Raw genomic sequence first — 15,417 nt, forward strand, 5'->3', positions numbered from 1 at the left:
GATCACCCCTTTCGCGAAACTTTTGAAGGCAGCATCTCATCAATCCAAAGCTTTGTATTGAAAATTTGGATGCGGGGCGTCACTATGGGTGCACCAGAACTCACGCGGCCTGACCAGCCGCAGACCCAGGAGGCTGCCCTGTGCGCTACCTGAACCCCTCGGCGCTCGTCGCCGTCCGCCACCTCGCGTCCGAGGCGATGAGGGCCCGTCGGCCCCGGCGCGCGGCCCGCGTCAGGCACTACGTCCCCGAGCCGTCCGCCTTCCGCGTTCCCGTCGCCGTTCCGGCGTTGGACGTCCTCGGTTCGGTGCTCGACGGCCTCCGCCGACTGGAGGTCCTGGCATGACCCGGGTGTGCGACCTCCGCGAGCTTCCGACCATGGCGGCGCTCACCGCGTGGGCCACCGCCCACGGGGCGGCCGTCACCTACCTGGGCCCCGACCTCCAGGGCCATGCGGTCTACGCGGCCCGCCGGGGACCCGTGACCCGGGTGGTGACCGTCCCCGGACCGGACCCCCATCCGCACCCGCTGACCTGGCAGTCTCCACTGGAGACCCTGCCCGCCGACGCGCCGGCGACGGCAGCCGGGGCAGCCGTCTGCGTTCCCGCAGCCCGATCCGGCGACCCCGACCCGTCCGGTGACCCCGGCGTCCCGGCCAGGGGCCTTCGCGCCGTGTGGGCGGCGGCGATCCGCGCCGTTCCCGTCCTCTGAGACCGGGCGCGCCCTGAGCGGGGGCCGGGGCGCGCCCTTCCACACCTCCCGAGGAGCACGGCGTGGACGGCAGGACCAGGTGCGAGAAGACCACCAGCGGCCAGCACGACTACATCGCGGACCCGGCCGATCCGCGCTACCCCGACATCCGGACCATGCAGTGCCGCCACTGCGGCGACAGCATCACCGTCACCCGAGGGTGACCGACCAGAGAGCAGGTCAGCATGGCCACAGCCACAATGACCATCACAGGTACGACCACAGCGACGATTTGCAGCGGCACGGGGAAGGTGCGCTGATGAGGAACACTCCTGATAGGGACCACCTCCCCCTCGCCCGGGCCCTGGCCGACCGGCTCCGCGCGGACGGCGCTCCGGAGCACATCGCGTCGCTGTTCCTCCGGGTGCCCCGGCACGAGTTCCTGCCCGACGTGGTGTGGGGCGAGGACCGCACCCGCTACGACCGCGCCGAGGACCCCGACGCCTGGCTCCGCGCGGCCTACAGCGACCAGGCGCTCACCACCCAGCGCGACGGGGGCCGCGAGGGCGGCATGGGCCTGCCCACCTCCTCCAGCTCCGCGCCGACGATCATGGCGCGCATGCTCGCCGCCGCCCGGATCGAACCCGCCCACTCGGTGCTGGAGATCGGCACGGGGACAGGGTTCAACGCCGCGCTGCTGTGCGAACTGGTCGGGGACGAGCGCGTGGCCACGATGGAGGTCGACCCGGCCGTCTCCGCCTCGGCCCGGTCGGCGCTGCACGCCGCCGGGTACGCGCCGGAGGCCGTGCACGCCGACGCCGAGCACGCCCGCCTGTCCGCTGCACCGGCGTTCCACCGGGTCGTCGCCACGTGCCAGGTGGCGGACGTCCCGACGGGGTGGCTCTCCCAGCTCCACCCGCGCGGTCTGCTCGTCACCCCGTGGGCGCCCACCCCGGGCGCGCCGTCCGGCGCGCTCGCGGTCCTGGAGCAGCGCGGCGGGGGGCTTCGGGCCGAAGGCCGCTTCGAGGGGAGCCTCGCGTTCATGTGGGCGCGCGGCCAGAGCAGGCCCGGCGGGCGGATCCCCGACGCGGTCCCCGACCGCACCACCCGGGCGGAGGGGGACCCCCGCTACCTCCTCGACGGCGAGGGCGGCCTCCTCCTGGCGCTGCTGGTGCCCGACTGGGCGCACGGCATGGGCCGGGAGCCGGGCGCGTCCGACCTGTTCATGTGGGTGGTGTCCACCCGCTGCGGGGCGTGGGCGCGGCTGCACCCGGACGGGCGCGTGGAACAGGGGGGAGGGTCCCGGCTCCTGGTGGACGAGTTCGAGGAGGCGCTCCTCCGGTGGCGCGAGCAGGGGGAGCCGGGCGTCGCGGAGTTCGGGCTGACGGTGGACGACGCGAGGGGGAGCCGGTCCGTGTGGCTGCGCGAGCCGGAGGCCGTCCTGTGGACCTGCCGACGCGCCGCCGAGGAGGCCCGGTGACCTCAACCGAGTTCGAGGAACTGCTCACCCCCGCCGAGGTGGCGCGGCTGTTCCGGGTGGGCCCCAAGACCGTCGCCGCGTGGGCCAGGACCGGACGCCTCACCTCGGTCAAGACCCTGGGCGGCCACAGGCGCTATCGCGAGAGCGAGGTCAGGCGACTGCTCGGATACCGGTGACCCCCGCGCCCGGCCCCGACCGGGGTCGGGCGCGCCACCGCGTCCCTACCCGCCGGTCAGCCCGGCCATGGCCTGCCGGTCCTCCTCGCCGAACCTCTCCTCCAGCTCCTCCGGGGCGGCGTCCACGTCGATCCGCGACAGCGGCACCCCGCGCGCGGACTCGATCGCGCCGAGCCGCCGCAGCGCCCGGTCGCCGGCGTACCTCAGCAGCTCGCCCGGCGGCAGCTCGTAGCGCCGCGACCCCGAGGACCCCGGGAACTCCTCGCCCCGCTCCACCGTGGACATCACGTGCGGCAGCAGTTCGTCCAGCCGCTCCCGCACCGCGTCCCAGTTGGCGTCGTCGGCCGCGACGTGCCTGCGGCACGTGAAGGTGCCCCACGCCATGTGGCGGCGCTCGTCGTCCCCGATCCGCCGCACGATCTCCCGCATCCCCGGGAACAGGTTCCGGACGGTGCACACGTGGTTCCAGGCGTAGTAGCCCGTGAGCGCGAGCGAGCCCTCGATGACGTGGTTGTAGGTCACCGACGCCCGCACCTGGTTGCGCGGGCTGGGGTCCTCCAGAAGCGCCTCCAGCGAACCGGGCAGCTCCTCGTAGAACAGCGCCCGGTAGCCGGGGTTGTCGTCCACGTACCCGTGCAGGTCCTCGTGCACTCCGAGGGCGTCCAGCCACAGCCGGAACGCCTGCACGTGCTTGGCCTCCTCGAAGGCGAACTGGGTCAGGTACATCTCGTCGCCGAGCCGGCCCTCCGCCGCCATCGCGCGCAGGAACGGCTGGAGGTCCTCGGTCACGGCCTCCTCGCCCGCCACGAAGAACGCGCACAGCCTGAGGATGCGCTCGCGGGCCTCACCGCCGAGCCCCTGCCAGTCCTCCGCGTCCCGGGAGAGGTCGACGTCCGCCGGGTTCCAGAAGCGGGCGTTGCCCTTGGAGAACAGTCTGAGGGGGAGGGAGTCCCAGTTCAGGCCGCCGTTCCGGAGGGTGTGGAACCCCGTCCGGTGTCCGGAGGGGGCGGGGGTCGGCGTTCCGGTGGCGGGGGCGGGCTCGTCGGGCACGGGAGGACCTCCAGGGGGTGGACTGACCTCATGATTGGACACGGAAGGCTCTCGTGTAAAGGGATTGGACGGCATCCGCCCCGCGAAAACCGAATTCGGTTCGGTCGGAAGGCCGCTCCGCCTCCCCGTGCGGCGATCCGCTTCCCAGTACGGCGACCCGGTCGGCATCACGGCGAGCCGCCCCCCGCCGAAACGGTACGGTCGGGGAGTACCGCCCGCACTGAACGATCCGATCGGGGGACGACGTGTTCTGTGGTGATCCCGGCACCGCCGGTTACGCCGCCTGCGCCGCCCAGACCCAGCTCTTCGCGTTGGCCTCCGCCATCCCCGCACTCCTCGGGATGGCGCTCCTCATCGCGGCCTTCACCGCCCCGTCCGTCCGCGGGGACCGGATCCTGCGCACCCGCACCCTCAGCTACTCCCTCGTGGCGTGGGGCATCGCGGCGGGCACCTACGTCATGGGCGGGCTGCCCTCCGTCTGACGGTCCCGGGCCCCGGCCCTGCGCCCGGAGAGGGCGCGCCCTGCTCCCGTCCCCGGAGGGGACGCACCGGGCCCGGCGTCCCCACCCCGCCCCACTCGCCCCCGCCCCCCTCTGCCGTGATCTTGTACTTATAGCGAGGTTCGGCGTCGAGAACGTCTATAAGTACAAGATCATCGGGGGGTAGGTCGGGGGGTGGGTAGGTGTGCGGCCCGCTCCCGTCGGCCTGTGCGGCCACCACTCTATACACGGCGAGTATACGCGGCGTGTATAGTCGCCGACATGACTCTCGGCCAGACATTCCTGGGGCTGCTCGAAACCCGCTCCCAGCACGGATACGACCTGAAACGGGCCTACGACGAGCGCTTCGCCGGCCAACGGCCGCTCGCCTACGGGCAGGTGTACGCCACCCTCTCCCGCCTGCTCAAGCACGGGCTGGTGGAGGTGGAGGCGGTCGAAGCCGGCGCGGGCCCCGAGCGCAAGCGCTACACCGTGACCGACGCCGGGGTCACCGACGTCGAACGGTGGCTCGCCACACCGGAGAACCCCGAGCCCTACCTCCAGAGCACCCTGTACGCCAAGGTCGTACTCGCCCTGCTCACCGGCCGTCCGGCCGACGGGATCCTCGACGTCCAGCGCGCCGAGCACCTGCGCCTGATGCGCGAGCTCACCCGCCGCAAGACCGCCGGGGACCTGTCCGACCAGCTCATCTGCGACCACGCCCTGTTCCACCTGGAAGCCGACCTGCGGTGGCTGGAACTGACCGCCGCCCGGCTGAACGACCTCGCCGACGAGGTGCGCGGCCGATGAGACGACCCGCCCCCCGCGCCCTCCCCGACCGCCTCCCCGAGGCCCCCGGAACCCCCCTGCTCACCGGCTCCGGCCTGCGCAAGTCCTTCGGCCTCACCCGGGCCCTGGAGGACGCCTCCCTCGACCTGTACCCCGGCGAGGTCGTCGCCGTCATGGGCCCCTCCGGCTCGGGGAAGTCCACCCTTCTGCACTGCCTCGCCGGCGTGGTGCGGCCGGACGCCGGGTCCATCGAGTACGACGGACAGGACCTGGTGGCCGCCTCGGACTCCCGGCTCAGCGCGCTGCGCCGCTCGGAGTTCGGCTTCCTGTTCCAGTTCGGCCAGCTCGTCCCCGAACTGTCCTGCCTGGAGAACGTCGCGCTCCCCCTGCGGCTCGGCGGGCGGCCCCGCCGCCGGGCCGAGCACGACGCAGCCGAGTGGCTGGACCGGCTGGACGTGGGCGAACTCGCACACAAGACCCCCGGCGAGTGCTCGGGCGGCCAGGGCCAGAGGGTCGCGGTCGCCCGCGCCCTCATCACCCGCCCCCGGGTGGTGTTCGCCGACGAGCCCACGGGCGCACTCGACTCCCTGAACGGGGAACGGGTGATCCGCATGCTCACCGACGCGGCCCGGGAGTCCGGGGCCGCCGTGGTCGTGGTGACGCACGAGGCCCGGGTGGCCGCCTACGCCGACCGCGAGGTCGTCTGCCGGGACGGCCGCACCCTCGACACCGGAGGGCCGGGATGAGCCCGCGAGACCGCGCACCCGCCGGAACCGGTCCGGAACGCGACCGCCCGTCCCCCCTCGGCGAACTCCTGTTGGGCGCGCAGCTCGCCCTGCGCGGCGGCCGGGAGGTCGTCCTCCGGAGCGTCCTCACGGCGATCGGGGTCGGCGTGGCCACCGCCGGGCTGCTCCTGGCCGCCGGCCTGCCGACCGCCCTGGACCACCTGTCCGAGCGGAACGCGGCCCGCATGGACCACCAGGTGGCCCCCCACCCGGTGCCCCCGGCGGGCGACGACACCCTGCTGATCGGCATCGCCACCACCGTCCACGAGGGGCAGGAGGTCCACGGGCGGCTCCTCCGGGCCGAGGGGTCCGACCCCCCGCTCCCGCCCGGCGTGACCGAGATCCCCGGGCCGGGCGAGCTCCTCCTCTCCCCCGCGCTGGCCGACCTGCTCGACGCCCCCGGCACAGAGGCCCTCCGGAGCCGGTTCGACCACCCCGTCGTCGGGGAGATCGGCCCCGAAGGGCTCCTGGGACCGCACGAACTGGCCTACTACCTCGGCAGCGCGGACCTGGCCGTGGAGAACGCCGGCATCCGGATCACCGGGTTCGGCGGGGAGCCCGGCCCCGTCGTGCGGGGGCCGGTCGTCGTGCTCCTCGGCCTGGTGGGCGTGGTCGTCATGCTCACCCCCGTCGTGGTCTTCCTCGGCGCGGCGGTGCGCTTCGGCGGTGAACAGCGTGAGCGCCGTCTGGCCGCGCTACGGCTCATGGGGGCCGATCGCCGCGCCGTCCGGCGCGTCGCGGCCGGCGAGACCCTTCCCGGTGTCGGGCTCGGCCTGGTGCTCGGGGCGGTGCTCTTCCTCGCCGGGCGTCCGATCGTGGAGACGGTGGGGGTGGGGCCCGGTCTGTACGCCGGGGACGTGGCACCGCACCCCGTGCTCGGCGCGCTGGTGTTCGCCGGGGTTCCGCTGCTCGCCCTGTGGGTGGTGCTCGCCTCCCTGCGCGGGGTCGTGGTCGAACCGCTCGGCACCGTGCGCCGCGCCGAACGGCCGCGCCCCAGGGTGTGGTGGCGTCTGCTGCTCCTGGTGCTCGGCGTGGCCCTGATCTGGCTGAGCATGGACCTGCATATGGCCGGGCGCCTGGGCCTGGACGGCGGCGGGGGGCTGCCGATGACGATGATCGGGCTCCTGGCCGCGCTGTTCGGCACGACCGCCGTGCTGCCCTGGCTGGTGGACCGGCTGTTCCGACGCGCCTCGGGCGGCCCCCTCTCGCTCCAGCTCGCCCAGCGCCGGCTGGCGGCGGCGGGCGGCGGGCCCACCCGGGCGGTCGGCGGCATCGTGGTGACCGTCGCGGGGGCCATCGCGCTGCAGAGCCTGTTCGCGAACGCCTGGGCCGATGCGTCGGTGACGCTCGCGGACACCGCCGCCGAGGCGTACGCGGAGAACGAGTTCGGTCCGTCCCGGTTCCAGCTCCAGGCGGACCTGTGGATGCCCCCCGCCGACGACGACCCCGCCGGGGCCGTCGAGCGGGTGCCCGGTGTGGAGGCGGCGGCGGCCTTTCGCACGGTGTGGGGCGCGATCGGCGACGACACCGGCGTCCCGGTCCGGATCGCCGACTGCGACGTCCTGCGGCAGATGGCCGACCTGCCCGCCTGTTCCCCGGGGGACGTCTTCAGCGCGCTGCCCGGGCTGGAGGCAGGCGACACCCTCATGGTCCGCCCGAGGGAGGACGCGACGGCGAGCCCCTGGGTGCTGCCCCCGGTCTCCGGTTTCGAGGGGGAGCTGGTCGAACACCCCTGGAGCGCAGTGGGGCACACGGCGCGGGACGTGGTCCTCGCGACCCCGGAGGCCGCCGCGGTGCCCGAGGAGATCGCCGCCCGGAGCACGATCTGGATCAGGGCCGACCCGGCCGCCCCCGGAATGGAGGTGGGGCTCAGGCACACCGTCGGGTCCCTGGACCCGACCTCGCGCCTGGACGTCCCGATCACCACCGTGGTCAACCCGGCCATGGCCGACATCCGCGACGCGCTCGTGGCCGGAGCCCTGGCCTGCCTGACGGTGATCGCCGCCGGGCTGGTGGTGGGCACGGTCGAGCAGGTCCGGGAGCGCCGGCGGGTGCACGCGGTGCTCACCGCGTTCGGCGCCCGGCGGAGCACACTGGTGGCCTCGGTGGTGTGGCAGACCACGCTGCCCGTGCTCCTGGGCATCGTGCTGGCCACGGCGGTCGGGACCGCCCTCGGGGTCATGGTCCAGAGGGTGGCCGGGCTCCCCGTGCGCTTCATCCCGGTGGAGACCCTCGTCATCGCGGGCGCGGGCCTGGGCGTGGCGGCCCTGACCACCCTGCTCGCGGTGCCCGCGCTGCTGCGGACCATGCGTCCGGAGGGCCTGCGCTCGGAGTGAGCGGGGCCCGGTCGGGCAGCGCGGGTCCCCGGTGACTGTGCCGGGGACCCGCCGCCCGGGCCCGGGCCCGCCCCTAGATCTCCTCGCCGGACAGCAGGTCCGACGCGTCGGTGATCCGGTACGCGTACCCCTGCTCGGCGAGGAAGCGCTGCCGGTGCGCGGCGTAGTCCTGGTCGAGGGTGTCCCTGGCGACCACCGCGTAGAAGCGCGCGGCGCGGCCGTCGGTCTTGGGCCGCAGGACCCGGCCCAGGCGCTGGGCCTCCTCCTGCCGGGACCCGAAGGAGCCGGACACCTGCACCGCCACGCCCGCCTCGGGCAGGTCGATGGAGAAGTTCGCGACCTTGGAGACCACCAGCGTGCGCAGCTCGCCGGAGCGGAAGGCGTCGAACAGCCTCTCGCGCTCCTTGTTCCTGGTCTCGCCCTTGATCACGGGGGCGTCCAGGGAGGCGCCCAGCTCGTCCAGCTGGTCGATGTAGGAGCCGATGACCAGCACCTGCTCCTCCGGGTGGTGCTCCACGATCTGCCGCACCACCGAGGTCTTCGTCTCGGAGGAGGCGCAGAACCGGTAGCGGTCCTCGGGCTCGGCGGTCGCGTAGGCCAGGCGCTCGGACTCCGACAGGTCCACCCGGACCTCCACGCAGTCCGCGGGGGCGATCCACCCCTGGTTCTCCATGTCCTTCCACGGGGCGTCGTAGCGCTTGGGGCCGATGAGCGAGAACACGTCGCCCTCCCGGCCGTCCTCCCGCACCAGCGTCGCGGTGAGCCCCAGGCGGCGCCGGGCCTGGAGGCTCGCCGTCATCCGGAAGATCGGCGCCGGCAGCAGGTGGACCTCGTCGTAGACCACGAGCCCCCAGTCGCGGGCGTCGAACAGCTCCAGGTGCGTGTACACGCCCTTGCGCCTGGCGGCCATCACCTGGTAGGTCGCGATCGTGACCGGCCGGATCTCCTTGCGCGTCCCCGAGTACTCGCCGATCTCGTCCTCGGTGAGGGAGGTGCGCCGCAGCAGCTCCGTCTTCCACTGGTGGACCGACACGGTGTTCGTCACGAGGATGAGGGTGGTCGCCCCGGTGAGCGCCATCGCCGCCGCGCCCACGATGGTCTTGCCCGCGCCGCACGGCAGCACGACGACGCCGGAGCCGCCCGCGTGGAAGCTCTCCGCGGCCTCCTTCTGGTAGCCGCGCAGCTCCCAGCCGTCCTGGTCCAGGTCGATGGCGTGGGCCTCGCCGTCCACGTACCCGGCCAGGTCCTCGGCGGGCCAGCCGATCTTCAACAGCGCCTGCTTGAGGTTGCCGCGCTCGCTGGGGTGCACGGCCACCGAGTCCTCGCCCAGCCGCTCGCCGAGCATGCCCTTGAGCTTCTTGGCCCGGACGACCTCCTCCAGGACGGCCCTGTCCGAGGACTCCAGGACCAGCCCGCGCACGGGGTCGCCGACGATGCGCAGGCGCCCGTAGCGCTGCATGGTCTCGGCGATGTCCACCAGCAGGGAGTGCGGCACCGGGAACCTGGAGAAGCGGATCAGCGCGTCCACGACCTGCTCGGCGTCGTGTCCGGCGGCGCGCGAGTTCCACAGCGCCAGCGGAGTGATCCGGTAGGTGTGCACGTGCTCGGGTGCGCGCTCCAGTTCGGCGAAGGGCGCGATGGCTCGGCGGCACTCGCCGGCGAGCTCGTGGTCGACCTCGAGCAGGAGCGTCTTGTCGGACTGGACGATCAGGCAGGACACACGGACCTTCAATCTCGCGGGGCGGGGGCGGCCTCAGGTGCAACGCGTCCGGGCCCCTGATCATGCCCTGCCGCCGAAATGCCCGCCCGGCCCCGTTCCAGGCCGCCGGAACGGCGTCCTCCAGGGTCCGCGCGCCCGCGTCCGCCGCTGTTCGGGTGGCGTGGAGTCCCGGGCAGGGCCCCGGGTCCGCGTGGCCGTGTCCGCCGCACCGGCGCGGTCCGCGCGGCGCGGTCGGTCAGGTCTCGGAGGTGGCGATGGCGAAGCCGATCAGGCACGCGAGGACGGCCATGACCGCCAGGATCACCCCGTTGGAGATCCAGGCGTAGCGGAGGTGCCGCCGCGCCTTCTCCCGGTCGACCTTCTCCGTGAGGGAGAGCGCCGAGAACACGAGGCCGATGACGCCCAGGAACCCGCAGCAGGTCACCACGAGGAGGATCGACACCACCAGGGCGGCGATGGCGCTCGTCTGGCTGGGCGGGGCCTCCTGGTACGGGGCGGCGTACGGCTCCATGCCGTGGGCGTGTCCGGCGGCGGGGCCGCCGTAGCCGTCCGGGGGCGGCGGGTACCCCGCTGGGCCGCCGTAGCCGCCGGGCGGCTGCGGATAGGGGCTGCCGTAGGGGTCGCCCTGCGGGTGGGGCTGCCCGGCGTAGGGGTCGCCGTAGGGGTCGTTGGGACCGGACTGCCAGTTCTCGCTCAAGGTCGTGACCTCCGGGAGGTGTCGGTGTACGGGGGAGCCGTCGGGGACGGCGGGGAGGGGGAGGGCGGCGCTCGGGGCCGGCCCGCCGCCGGGGGCCGGGAACCGGTCCGCGCGGCCGGTCCGCCGGTACCTGCGGGCCCGGTCAGACGCTGAGGATCACCACCGCCAGGAGCATGAGCGGGATGAAGAACACCACCGACAGCGCGGCGTAGGCGAAATTGCACGCCCACGCGTACCGGAGGTGGCGCTCGACCTCGGCCGCGTCCGGGTAGCGCCTGACCGCCATGACCCCGAAGCCGATGCCGGGCAGGTTCGCCACGAGGAGGAAGAACCACATGCCCAGGTACAGGCCCAGGACGGGCACCACCAGGCTGAGCAGCGCCGCCACCAGGGCCGCGACCGCTCCCCCCAGCCGGGCCGGGGGGCCCGTGGGGCCGGCTCCGGGGCCGGCTCCGGGACGGGGGCCGGGGCGGTGGCCGAACGGCCCGCCGGACGCCGGACGCGAAGGGCCCGCCGGCCCCGGGGGCCGCACCGAGCCGAGCGTGGAGCCCTGCTCGCGCTCCCAGAAGGCCTTGGGTCCGCCCTGGCCGCTCATCACCGCTCGTCCGCCTCCCGTCGGCCGCGGGGGCCGTCGTCGCCGAGCCGCCCTCGCGGCCGTCCCATACTGCCGCATACCCAGCCCGCCGCGCGCGGACCCGGCGCCCGGCGGCACGGTTCGTCAAACACCGGTCAGTAGTTGGTCACCGGGACGATCCCCTGGATCCACGAGCCCGCCTGGGTGAACATCACGAACGTCAGCACCAGCATCACGAAGAACATCACCCCGGCGGCGCCCAGGCAGTACCAGGAGTAGCGGGTGAGCGTCTCCGCCTGGACGGGGCGGCCCCGGTCGCGCGCGTGGGCGGCGCGCACCGCGAACACGATCCCGGCGACCCCGAACAGCCAGTTCGCGCAGCACAGGAACGTGAGCGCGTGCAGGATCAGGGCCATCGTCGAACTGTTGGCCCCGCCGGGGAGCGGCGTCCGGGACCCCTCGCGGTCGTCGTCGCGCCCGTCCCACTCCTCCCGCCCGTCCGGTTCGTCGGCGCGGGGGCGGTCCCGGGCGGCGCGGTCGTCCGGACCGCCGCCGCGCCGGGGGTCCCGGCGCCCCTCCCCGCGGCTCCGCCCACGGCCGCCGTCGCGGTCGTCGTCGCGTCCGTGGTCGCGGGGGGACGATGCCCCGGGGGGCAGCGATGTGTCGCTCATGGGGGTGTCTCTCGCTGTCGGTGGGCGGACCGGCTCGCACCCACCCTAGTGCGGCCCCGCCGCCTCTCGCCGGTCGCCGCCGGGGACGCCGTTCCCGCCGCCGGGCTCCGGCCCGTCCAGCTCGGCGACGGCGTTCACCCGGTGCACGGCGAACCGGTGCACGGACGCGCGCGTGGCGTCGTAGGCGGTGAGGAAGCCCCCGTCCACGCTTGAGGGCTCCACGATCCGGCTCACCTGCCGTCCGTCCGTGTCCGTGTAGCCGATCCACACCCGGCGGCCGTCCTTCGCCGCCCGGGTGAGCGCCTCCAGCACCGCCGCGTTCCTCGACCCGGGAGGCCCGTCCTCCGGAAGGGGGATCGGCGTGCGCGCCGCGTTGGACGCCTCGTCCCCGGCCCGCACGGCCCGCACGGCGGCGCGCGCCATGTCCCGGAACGACCCCCCGGGCGGCGGCGGGACGTCCGCCGGGTCGGACCGCCGCGCCTCGGGACGGCTCAGCCGCATGGTCCCGTCGCCGCTCTCGGGCACCGGGTGGTAGCCGAGCCGGCGCAGCCGCTCCAGGAGCGCGGCCCGGTTGGAGCGGCTCGCCACCACGGTGGGGGCCAGCCGGAACAGTCCCAGGTCCTGGGCCCGGCGGTCCCCGAGCAGCTCCTCCAGCAGGGCGGGCTCGTCGCAGCGCAGGTAACCGGAGGCCGAACCGGCCCGCAGCCGCCCGTGCCGGCGCCCCACGTCCGACACCAGGTAGCGCAGCGCCTGCGGAAGGGGGGTGCGCGAGTGGCGTTCGAGCAGGGCGGTGATGTCGGCGACGCCCTGCCCCGCGTCCAGGGCGCGGCGCACGGACTCCTCCGTGAAGCGGTACACGGTGGCGCCGCCGGTGGACTCCACGTCCGCGACCAGCGCGAGGTCGCGGGCGAGACCGGTGACGAGGGGGCCGGGGGCCACCGCCGTCAGGTCGCCCTGCACCAGCACGTAGTCCAGCGGCTTCGGCATCTCCGCCGCGAGGACCCTCGCGGCGTCGTCGTCCTCCCCCTCCAGCAGGGGGCGGGTGTGCCCGGCCAGCGCGCCGCGCCCGGTCAGCCCGAGCGCGGCGGCCTCCGCGGCGGCGATCTCCACCAGTTCGGCGTAGACCGGCGACTGGCGGCGCGGGCGGCGCCACGACAGGCGCGAGGCCAGCGACCCGGGCAGCGGGGCGAACCCGGGCGGGGCGGTGGCCATCTCGCCCAGCAGGTCGCGGCGGGCCTGGGGGGCCGCGGGCCGGACCAGCCCGGACCCGAGCACGTTGCGCACCCGGCCGCCGGAGTCGCGCGACCCGTTGAGGGAGGCGACCCGGTCGGAGTCCAGCCAGGCGGAGGCGAGCCGCAGCCAGCGGCGCTCGGGCGGGGTCTCCCGCCACAGGTCGTAGGCGCGGGTGGGCAGCCACTCGCCCTCGACGCGGTCGTCGGCGCCGAGCAGCCCGGCGGCGTGGGCGACCTCCACGAACAGGGCGGCGGTGGTCTCGTCGGTGTCCATCGCCTGGGCCGCGCGGCGGAGGTCGCGTACCCCCAGGCCGCCGTTGCGGAGCACCGCGGCCGGCTCCAGCGACCAGCGTTCGAGCAGTTCCTCGATCGCCCGCAGCACCGTGAACGCCTGCCCGGCGGCGGCCCGGGAGACGGCCTCGCCGGGGTTCGGGGTGCCCTCGAACGGCGGCGGCGCGGTGGTGACCTCGCGGAACAGCAGCCCCGAGCGGAGGGCGAGGGCGGCCTCGCGCGGCAGGGTGAGGGTGTCGTCCCCGCTGGGGAGGAGCAGCGCCCGGGCGATCAGCGTCTCGACCGGGGAGGAGGCGCCCGCGAGGGTGACCTCGCGGCGGGCGTCGGAGACGGTCCCGTTGGGGGGACCCCACGCCATGCCGTCGAGCAGCCTGCGCGCCTGCGGGCCGACCTGCCCGATGAGCCCCAGGACGCGCCCGGGGTCGGACAGGAGCGTCGCGACCGTCTCGACGGGCGTGTGCGCGGTGCTGTCGGGGACCAGGTCGCGGGCGAGCCGCGCGGCGGCGCCGTGCGGAAGGCCGGCGAGGAGCACGCGCGCCGGAGGTCCGAGCTGTGCCGGGTGGGGGATCAGGTCGCGCAGCACCTGGACGGGGCGGAGCCTGCCCCTGTCGGGCCAGACCAGGGCCAGTTCGAGCAGGGTGTCCAGGGCGGCGGCGAGGGGGTCCCCGGCGGGGCCGTCCTCCGCCGCGCCCCCCTGGGACCCGGAGGCCCCTCCGCCGTCCGCCGCGCCGGGGAGGGGGAGCGTGCCCAGCGCCCCGGCCAGGTCCACGGTCTGGACGCCCACCGGTTCGGACAGCCGGTCGTCGCCGAGCGCGATGACGGCCTCCAGCACCTGGAGGGTGAACCGGTCCAGGCGTTCGAGGACCCTCAGGACCGCGTTGCGGCTGGTCGCGCGGGCCGCGAGCGCGCCGATGTCGGACGGGACCGGCTGTGCCAGGTCGGGCCGGGCGGACAGCAGGGCGGCGAGCTCCCCGTCCGACCGGCTGCGCAACCAGGAGGTGAAGGTGGGGGGACGTCCCGGGGCGGGGGCCGCGGGGCTCCCCCCGCCGGGCACGTGCTCGTCGGGTGCTGCGTTCTCGGTCATCGGGTCCACGCTAAGCGATGCCGGGTCCCGTGTTCGCGTGAGTCCCGGCGGTTCCCCCTTGTCACCACCCGTCACCGAGGGTGAGTCCGTATCCGAAGACGATTCGGTGACCGAAATTGGGAAGGGGGGTTAAATGCCAGGTCGTTGTCGGCCAATATTGGAGTCATGACCCAGCGCTCGGAACAACTGGTACTGGACTATCTGTCCGAGGTCGGCCTGGTCCTGCACGGTCGCATGTCGGCGAGGGAGCGCACCGCCTTCCTCGCGGAGCTCCGCTCGCGGATCGACGCGCGCCGCGCGGCGGCGGAGGGCGACGGCCCCGAGGCCGTGCGGGGAATCCTCCGGGGCCTCGGCAGCCCGGAGGACCTGGTGGAACGCGAGATCGCCGGACGCGACCTCGACATCGAGGACACGGAGCTGATCCCGCCCAGGCCGCGTCACGCCGACCGGCCGCCGCCGCCGTGGCGGGGCGGCCCCAGCCGCGGGCTGATGTCCCTCGTGGAGGGCCCGCGCCAGACGGACATCCACGTCACCGGCCGCCGGGCGGACCGCGCGGAACGCGCCGCCCGCAACGCCGGGAGCCGGAGCGGTCCGCCCGGGGTCGTGGCGCTGGTGCGCCGGCACCCCGCGGAGGCGGCCGCCCTGGGCCTGATGCTGCTCACGGTGCCGTGGTCCCTGAACCTCGCCTACCTGTGGGTGCTCGGCGCCGTGCTCGTCGTGCTCAGCCAGGTGTGGAGCGCGGTGGACAAGTGGGTCGGCGTCGGCCTGCCCCTGGCGGCCTGCCTCGTCGGGATGGCCCTGTGGTCGGGGGAGGCCGAGTTCGTCGACCAGTACGTCCAGGAGTCCCTGGCCGCCACGGGCGTCGTCGGCCTCGCCGTGGGCTCCCTGGTGGGCGTCGTGTACCTGTACCCGAGGGCGCGCCGCTCCGCCGGCGCGGAGGAGCGCCGGGCCCGGGAATGACGCCCCGGCCGCCGCGGGCTTTCGCCCCCGCCGCCCCTTCCCGCGTTCTCCGGAGCGGGGCGGGAACGCGGTCGCGCCGTTCCGGCTGGTCATTGCTTGGCAAACGCTGGGGAATAACCTTTTACGGTCCGCCCGTTACTACGAGTCCTGGACCACGGATTCGGGTAGGCATGTCACTACACCGCCGTTTTCGCTTCGCGGCGGTCGTATCGGTAACGGTGGCCCGACGGCCAGTTCGGGCGCCACTTCGGTCGAGGCGGCCCGCTTCACCGCCGAGTCCCGTCCCACACTCCGCACCCAGCGGTGGGGGCCGCCAGCACCGCACGAGGCCCGGGTGAGCCGTATCCGGGCCTCGTTCCCGTTCCCGGGGAGCCATTCCGTGTTCGGCGGGGAGTTCCTCCCGCC

Annotated in this window: 16 protein-coding genes; 10 read left to right on the forward strand and 6 right to left on the reverse strand. The window is 74.7% G+C overall.

The features are described from left to right. Positions 1-140: 140 nt before the first annotated feature. The 5 genes from ACFQBR_RS26005 (at position 141) to ACFQBR_RS26025 (ending at position 2,344) form a co-directional block, all read left to right on the forward strand. Positions 141-344 carry a hypothetical protein gene (locus ACFQBR_RS26005; RefSeq protein ID WP_344179972.1) on the forward strand — a complete coding sequence of 68 codons (204 nt, stop codon included), beginning with the start codon at positions 141-143 and terminating at the stop codon, positions 342-344. Then, entirely contained in the window at positions 341-709 is a 369-nt protein-coding gene (locus tag ACFQBR_RS26010) for a hypothetical protein (RefSeq protein ID WP_344179970.1), read from the forward strand. The genes ACFQBR_RS26005 and ACFQBR_RS26010 overlap by 4 nt, the downstream gene beginning before the upstream one ends. 62 nt (positions 710-771) lie before the next feature. Then, positions 772-912, forward strand: coding sequence for a hypothetical protein (locus tag ACFQBR_RS26015; protein WP_344179968.1), 141 nt, complete (start codon positions 772-774; stop codon positions 910-912). A gap of 95 nt (positions 913-1,007) precedes the next feature. Continuing rightward, on the forward strand, positions 1,008-2,168 hold the full coding sequence (locus ACFQBR_RS26020) for a methyltransferase domain-containing protein (RefSeq protein WP_344179966.1): 1,161 nt from the start codon (positions 1,008-1,010) through the stop codon (positions 2,166-2,168). Continuing rightward, a complete protein-coding gene (locus ACFQBR_RS26025; protein WP_344179964.1) occupies positions 2,165-2,344 on the forward strand; it encodes a BldC family transcriptional regulator in 180 nt (59 codons plus the stop codon). Before ACFQBR_RS26020 ends, ACFQBR_RS26025 begins: the two co-directional genes overlap by 4 nt. Positions 2,345-2,389: 45 nt before the next feature. Here the strand turns inward: ACFQBR_RS26025 and ACFQBR_RS26030 are convergent, their stop codons facing one another. Then, on the reverse strand, positions 2,390-3,394 hold the full coding sequence (locus ACFQBR_RS26030) for a R2-like ligand-binding oxidase (RefSeq protein WP_344179962.1): 1,005 nt from the start codon (positions 3,392-3,394) through the stop codon (positions 2,390-2,392). 245 nt (positions 3,395-3,639) lie between these two features. On the opposite strand from ACFQBR_RS26030, the gene ACFQBR_RS26035 reads away from it, so the two are divergent. The 4 genes from ACFQBR_RS26035 to ACFQBR_RS26050 all read left to right on the forward strand — a co-directional run bounded on the left by ACFQBR_RS26035 (position 3,640) and on the right by ACFQBR_RS26050 (position 7,783). Then, positions 3,640-3,876 (forward strand): hypothetical protein, encoded by a 237-nt coding sequence (locus ACFQBR_RS26035; protein WP_344179960.1) that lies wholly within the window; start codon positions 3,640-3,642, stop codon positions 3,874-3,876. Positions 3,877-4,155: 279 nt separating this feature from the next. Next, positions 4,156-4,683 (forward strand): PadR family transcriptional regulator, encoded by a 528-nt coding sequence (locus ACFQBR_RS26040; RefSeq protein ID WP_344179956.1) that lies wholly within the window; start codon positions 4,156-4,158, stop codon positions 4,681-4,683. Continuing rightward, positions 4,680-5,408: an ABC transporter ATP-binding protein gene (locus tag ACFQBR_RS26045; RefSeq protein WP_344179954.1), complete on the forward strand. Its 729-nt coding sequence runs from the start codon at positions 4,680-4,682 to the stop codon at positions 5,406-5,408. Before ACFQBR_RS26040 ends, ACFQBR_RS26045 begins: the two co-directional genes overlap by 4 nt. Then, the gene (locus ACFQBR_RS26050) at positions 5,405-7,783 is read left to right on the forward strand and encodes an ABC transporter permease (protein WP_344179951.1); all 2,379 of its coding nucleotides are present in this window, start codon (positions 5,405-5,407) and stop codon (positions 7,781-7,783) included. Before ACFQBR_RS26045 ends, ACFQBR_RS26050 begins: the two co-directional genes overlap by 4 nt. 73 nt (positions 7,784-7,856) lie before the next feature. Here ACFQBR_RS26050 and ACFQBR_RS26055 read toward each other — a convergent pair whose 3' ends face one another. The 5 genes from ACFQBR_RS26055 to ACFQBR_RS26075 form a co-directional block, all read right to left on the reverse strand. Continuing rightward, the gene (locus ACFQBR_RS26055; protein WP_344179949.1) at positions 7,857-9,503 is read right to left on the reverse strand and encodes a DNA repair helicase XPB; all 1,647 of its coding nucleotides are present in this window, start codon (positions 9,501-9,503) and stop codon (positions 7,857-7,859) included. A 235-nt stretch (positions 9,504-9,738) separates the two neighbouring features. After that, positions 9,739-10,200 carry a hypothetical protein gene (locus ACFQBR_RS26060; RefSeq protein WP_344179947.1) on the reverse strand — a complete coding sequence of 154 codons (462 nt, stop codon included), beginning with the start codon at positions 10,198-10,200 and terminating at the stop codon, positions 9,739-9,741. A 142-nt stretch (positions 10,201-10,342) separates the two neighbouring features. Continuing rightward, positions 10,343-10,795, reverse strand: coding sequence for a hypothetical protein (locus ACFQBR_RS26065; RefSeq protein ID WP_378554666.1), 453 nt, complete (start codon positions 10,793-10,795; stop codon positions 10,343-10,345). 134 nt (positions 10,796-10,929) lie between these two features. After that, positions 10,930-11,445: a hypothetical protein gene (locus ACFQBR_RS26070; protein WP_378554668.1), complete on the reverse strand. Its 516-nt coding sequence runs from the start codon at positions 11,443-11,445 to the stop codon at positions 10,930-10,932. Between the two features lie 45 nt (positions 11,446-11,490). Further along, positions 11,491-14,052, reverse strand: a complete 2,562-nt coding sequence (locus tag ACFQBR_RS26075) for a helicase-associated domain-containing protein (RefSeq protein WP_344179940.1) — start codon at positions 14,050-14,052, stop codon at positions 11,491-11,493. Between the two features lie 165 nt (positions 14,053-14,217). On the opposite strand from ACFQBR_RS26075, the gene ACFQBR_RS26080 reads away from it, so the two are divergent. Further along, positions 14,218-15,012, forward strand: a complete 795-nt coding sequence (locus ACFQBR_RS26080) for an HAAS signaling domain-containing protein (RefSeq protein ID WP_267947944.1) — start codon at positions 14,218-14,220, stop codon at positions 15,010-15,012. Positions 15,013-15,417: the final 405 nt, after the last annotated feature.

Source organism: Nocardiopsis tropica, from assembly GCF_042660575.1.
Classification (GTDB): domain Bacteria; phylum Actinomycetota; class Actinomycetes; order Streptosporangiales; family Streptosporangiaceae; genus Nocardiopsis; species Nocardiopsis tropica.

Excerpts from the sequence above, each read along its gene's own strand:
- ACFQBR_RS26010 (WP_344179970.1), top strand. The coding sequence starts at position 341 with ATGACCCGGGTGTGCGACCTCCGCGAGCTTCCGACCATGGCGGCGCTC.
- ACFQBR_RS26075 (WP_344179940.1), bottom strand. The coding sequence starts at position 14,052 with ATGACCGAGAACGCAGCACCCGACGAGCACGTGCCCGGCGGGGGGAGC.
- ACFQBR_RS26020 (WP_344179966.1), top strand. The coding sequence starts at position 1,008 with ATGAGGAACACTCCTGATAGGGACCACCTCCCCCTCGCCCGGGCCCTG.
- ACFQBR_RS26045 (WP_344179954.1), top strand. The coding sequence starts at position 4,680 with ATGAGACGACCCGCCCCCCGCGCCCTCCCCGACCGCCTCCCCGAGGCC.
- ACFQBR_RS26065 (WP_378554666.1), bottom strand. The coding sequence starts at position 10,795 with ATGAGCGGCCAGGGCGGACCCAAGGCCTTCTGGGAGCGCGAGCAGGGC.
- ACFQBR_RS26070 (WP_378554668.1), bottom strand. The coding sequence starts at position 11,445 with ATGAGCGACACATCGCTGCCCCCCGGGGCATCGTCCCCCCGCGACCAC.
- ACFQBR_RS26050 (WP_344179951.1), top strand. The coding sequence starts at position 5,405 with ATGAGCCCGCGAGACCGCGCACCCGCCGGAACCGGTCCGGAACGCGAC.
- ACFQBR_RS26040 (WP_344179956.1), top strand. The coding sequence starts at position 4,156 with ATGACTCTCGGCCAGACATTCCTGGGGCTGCTCGAAACCCGCTCCCAG.
- ACFQBR_RS26080 (WP_267947944.1), top strand. The coding sequence starts at position 14,218 with ATGACCCAGCGCTCGGAACAACTGGTACTGGACTATCTGTCCGAGGTC.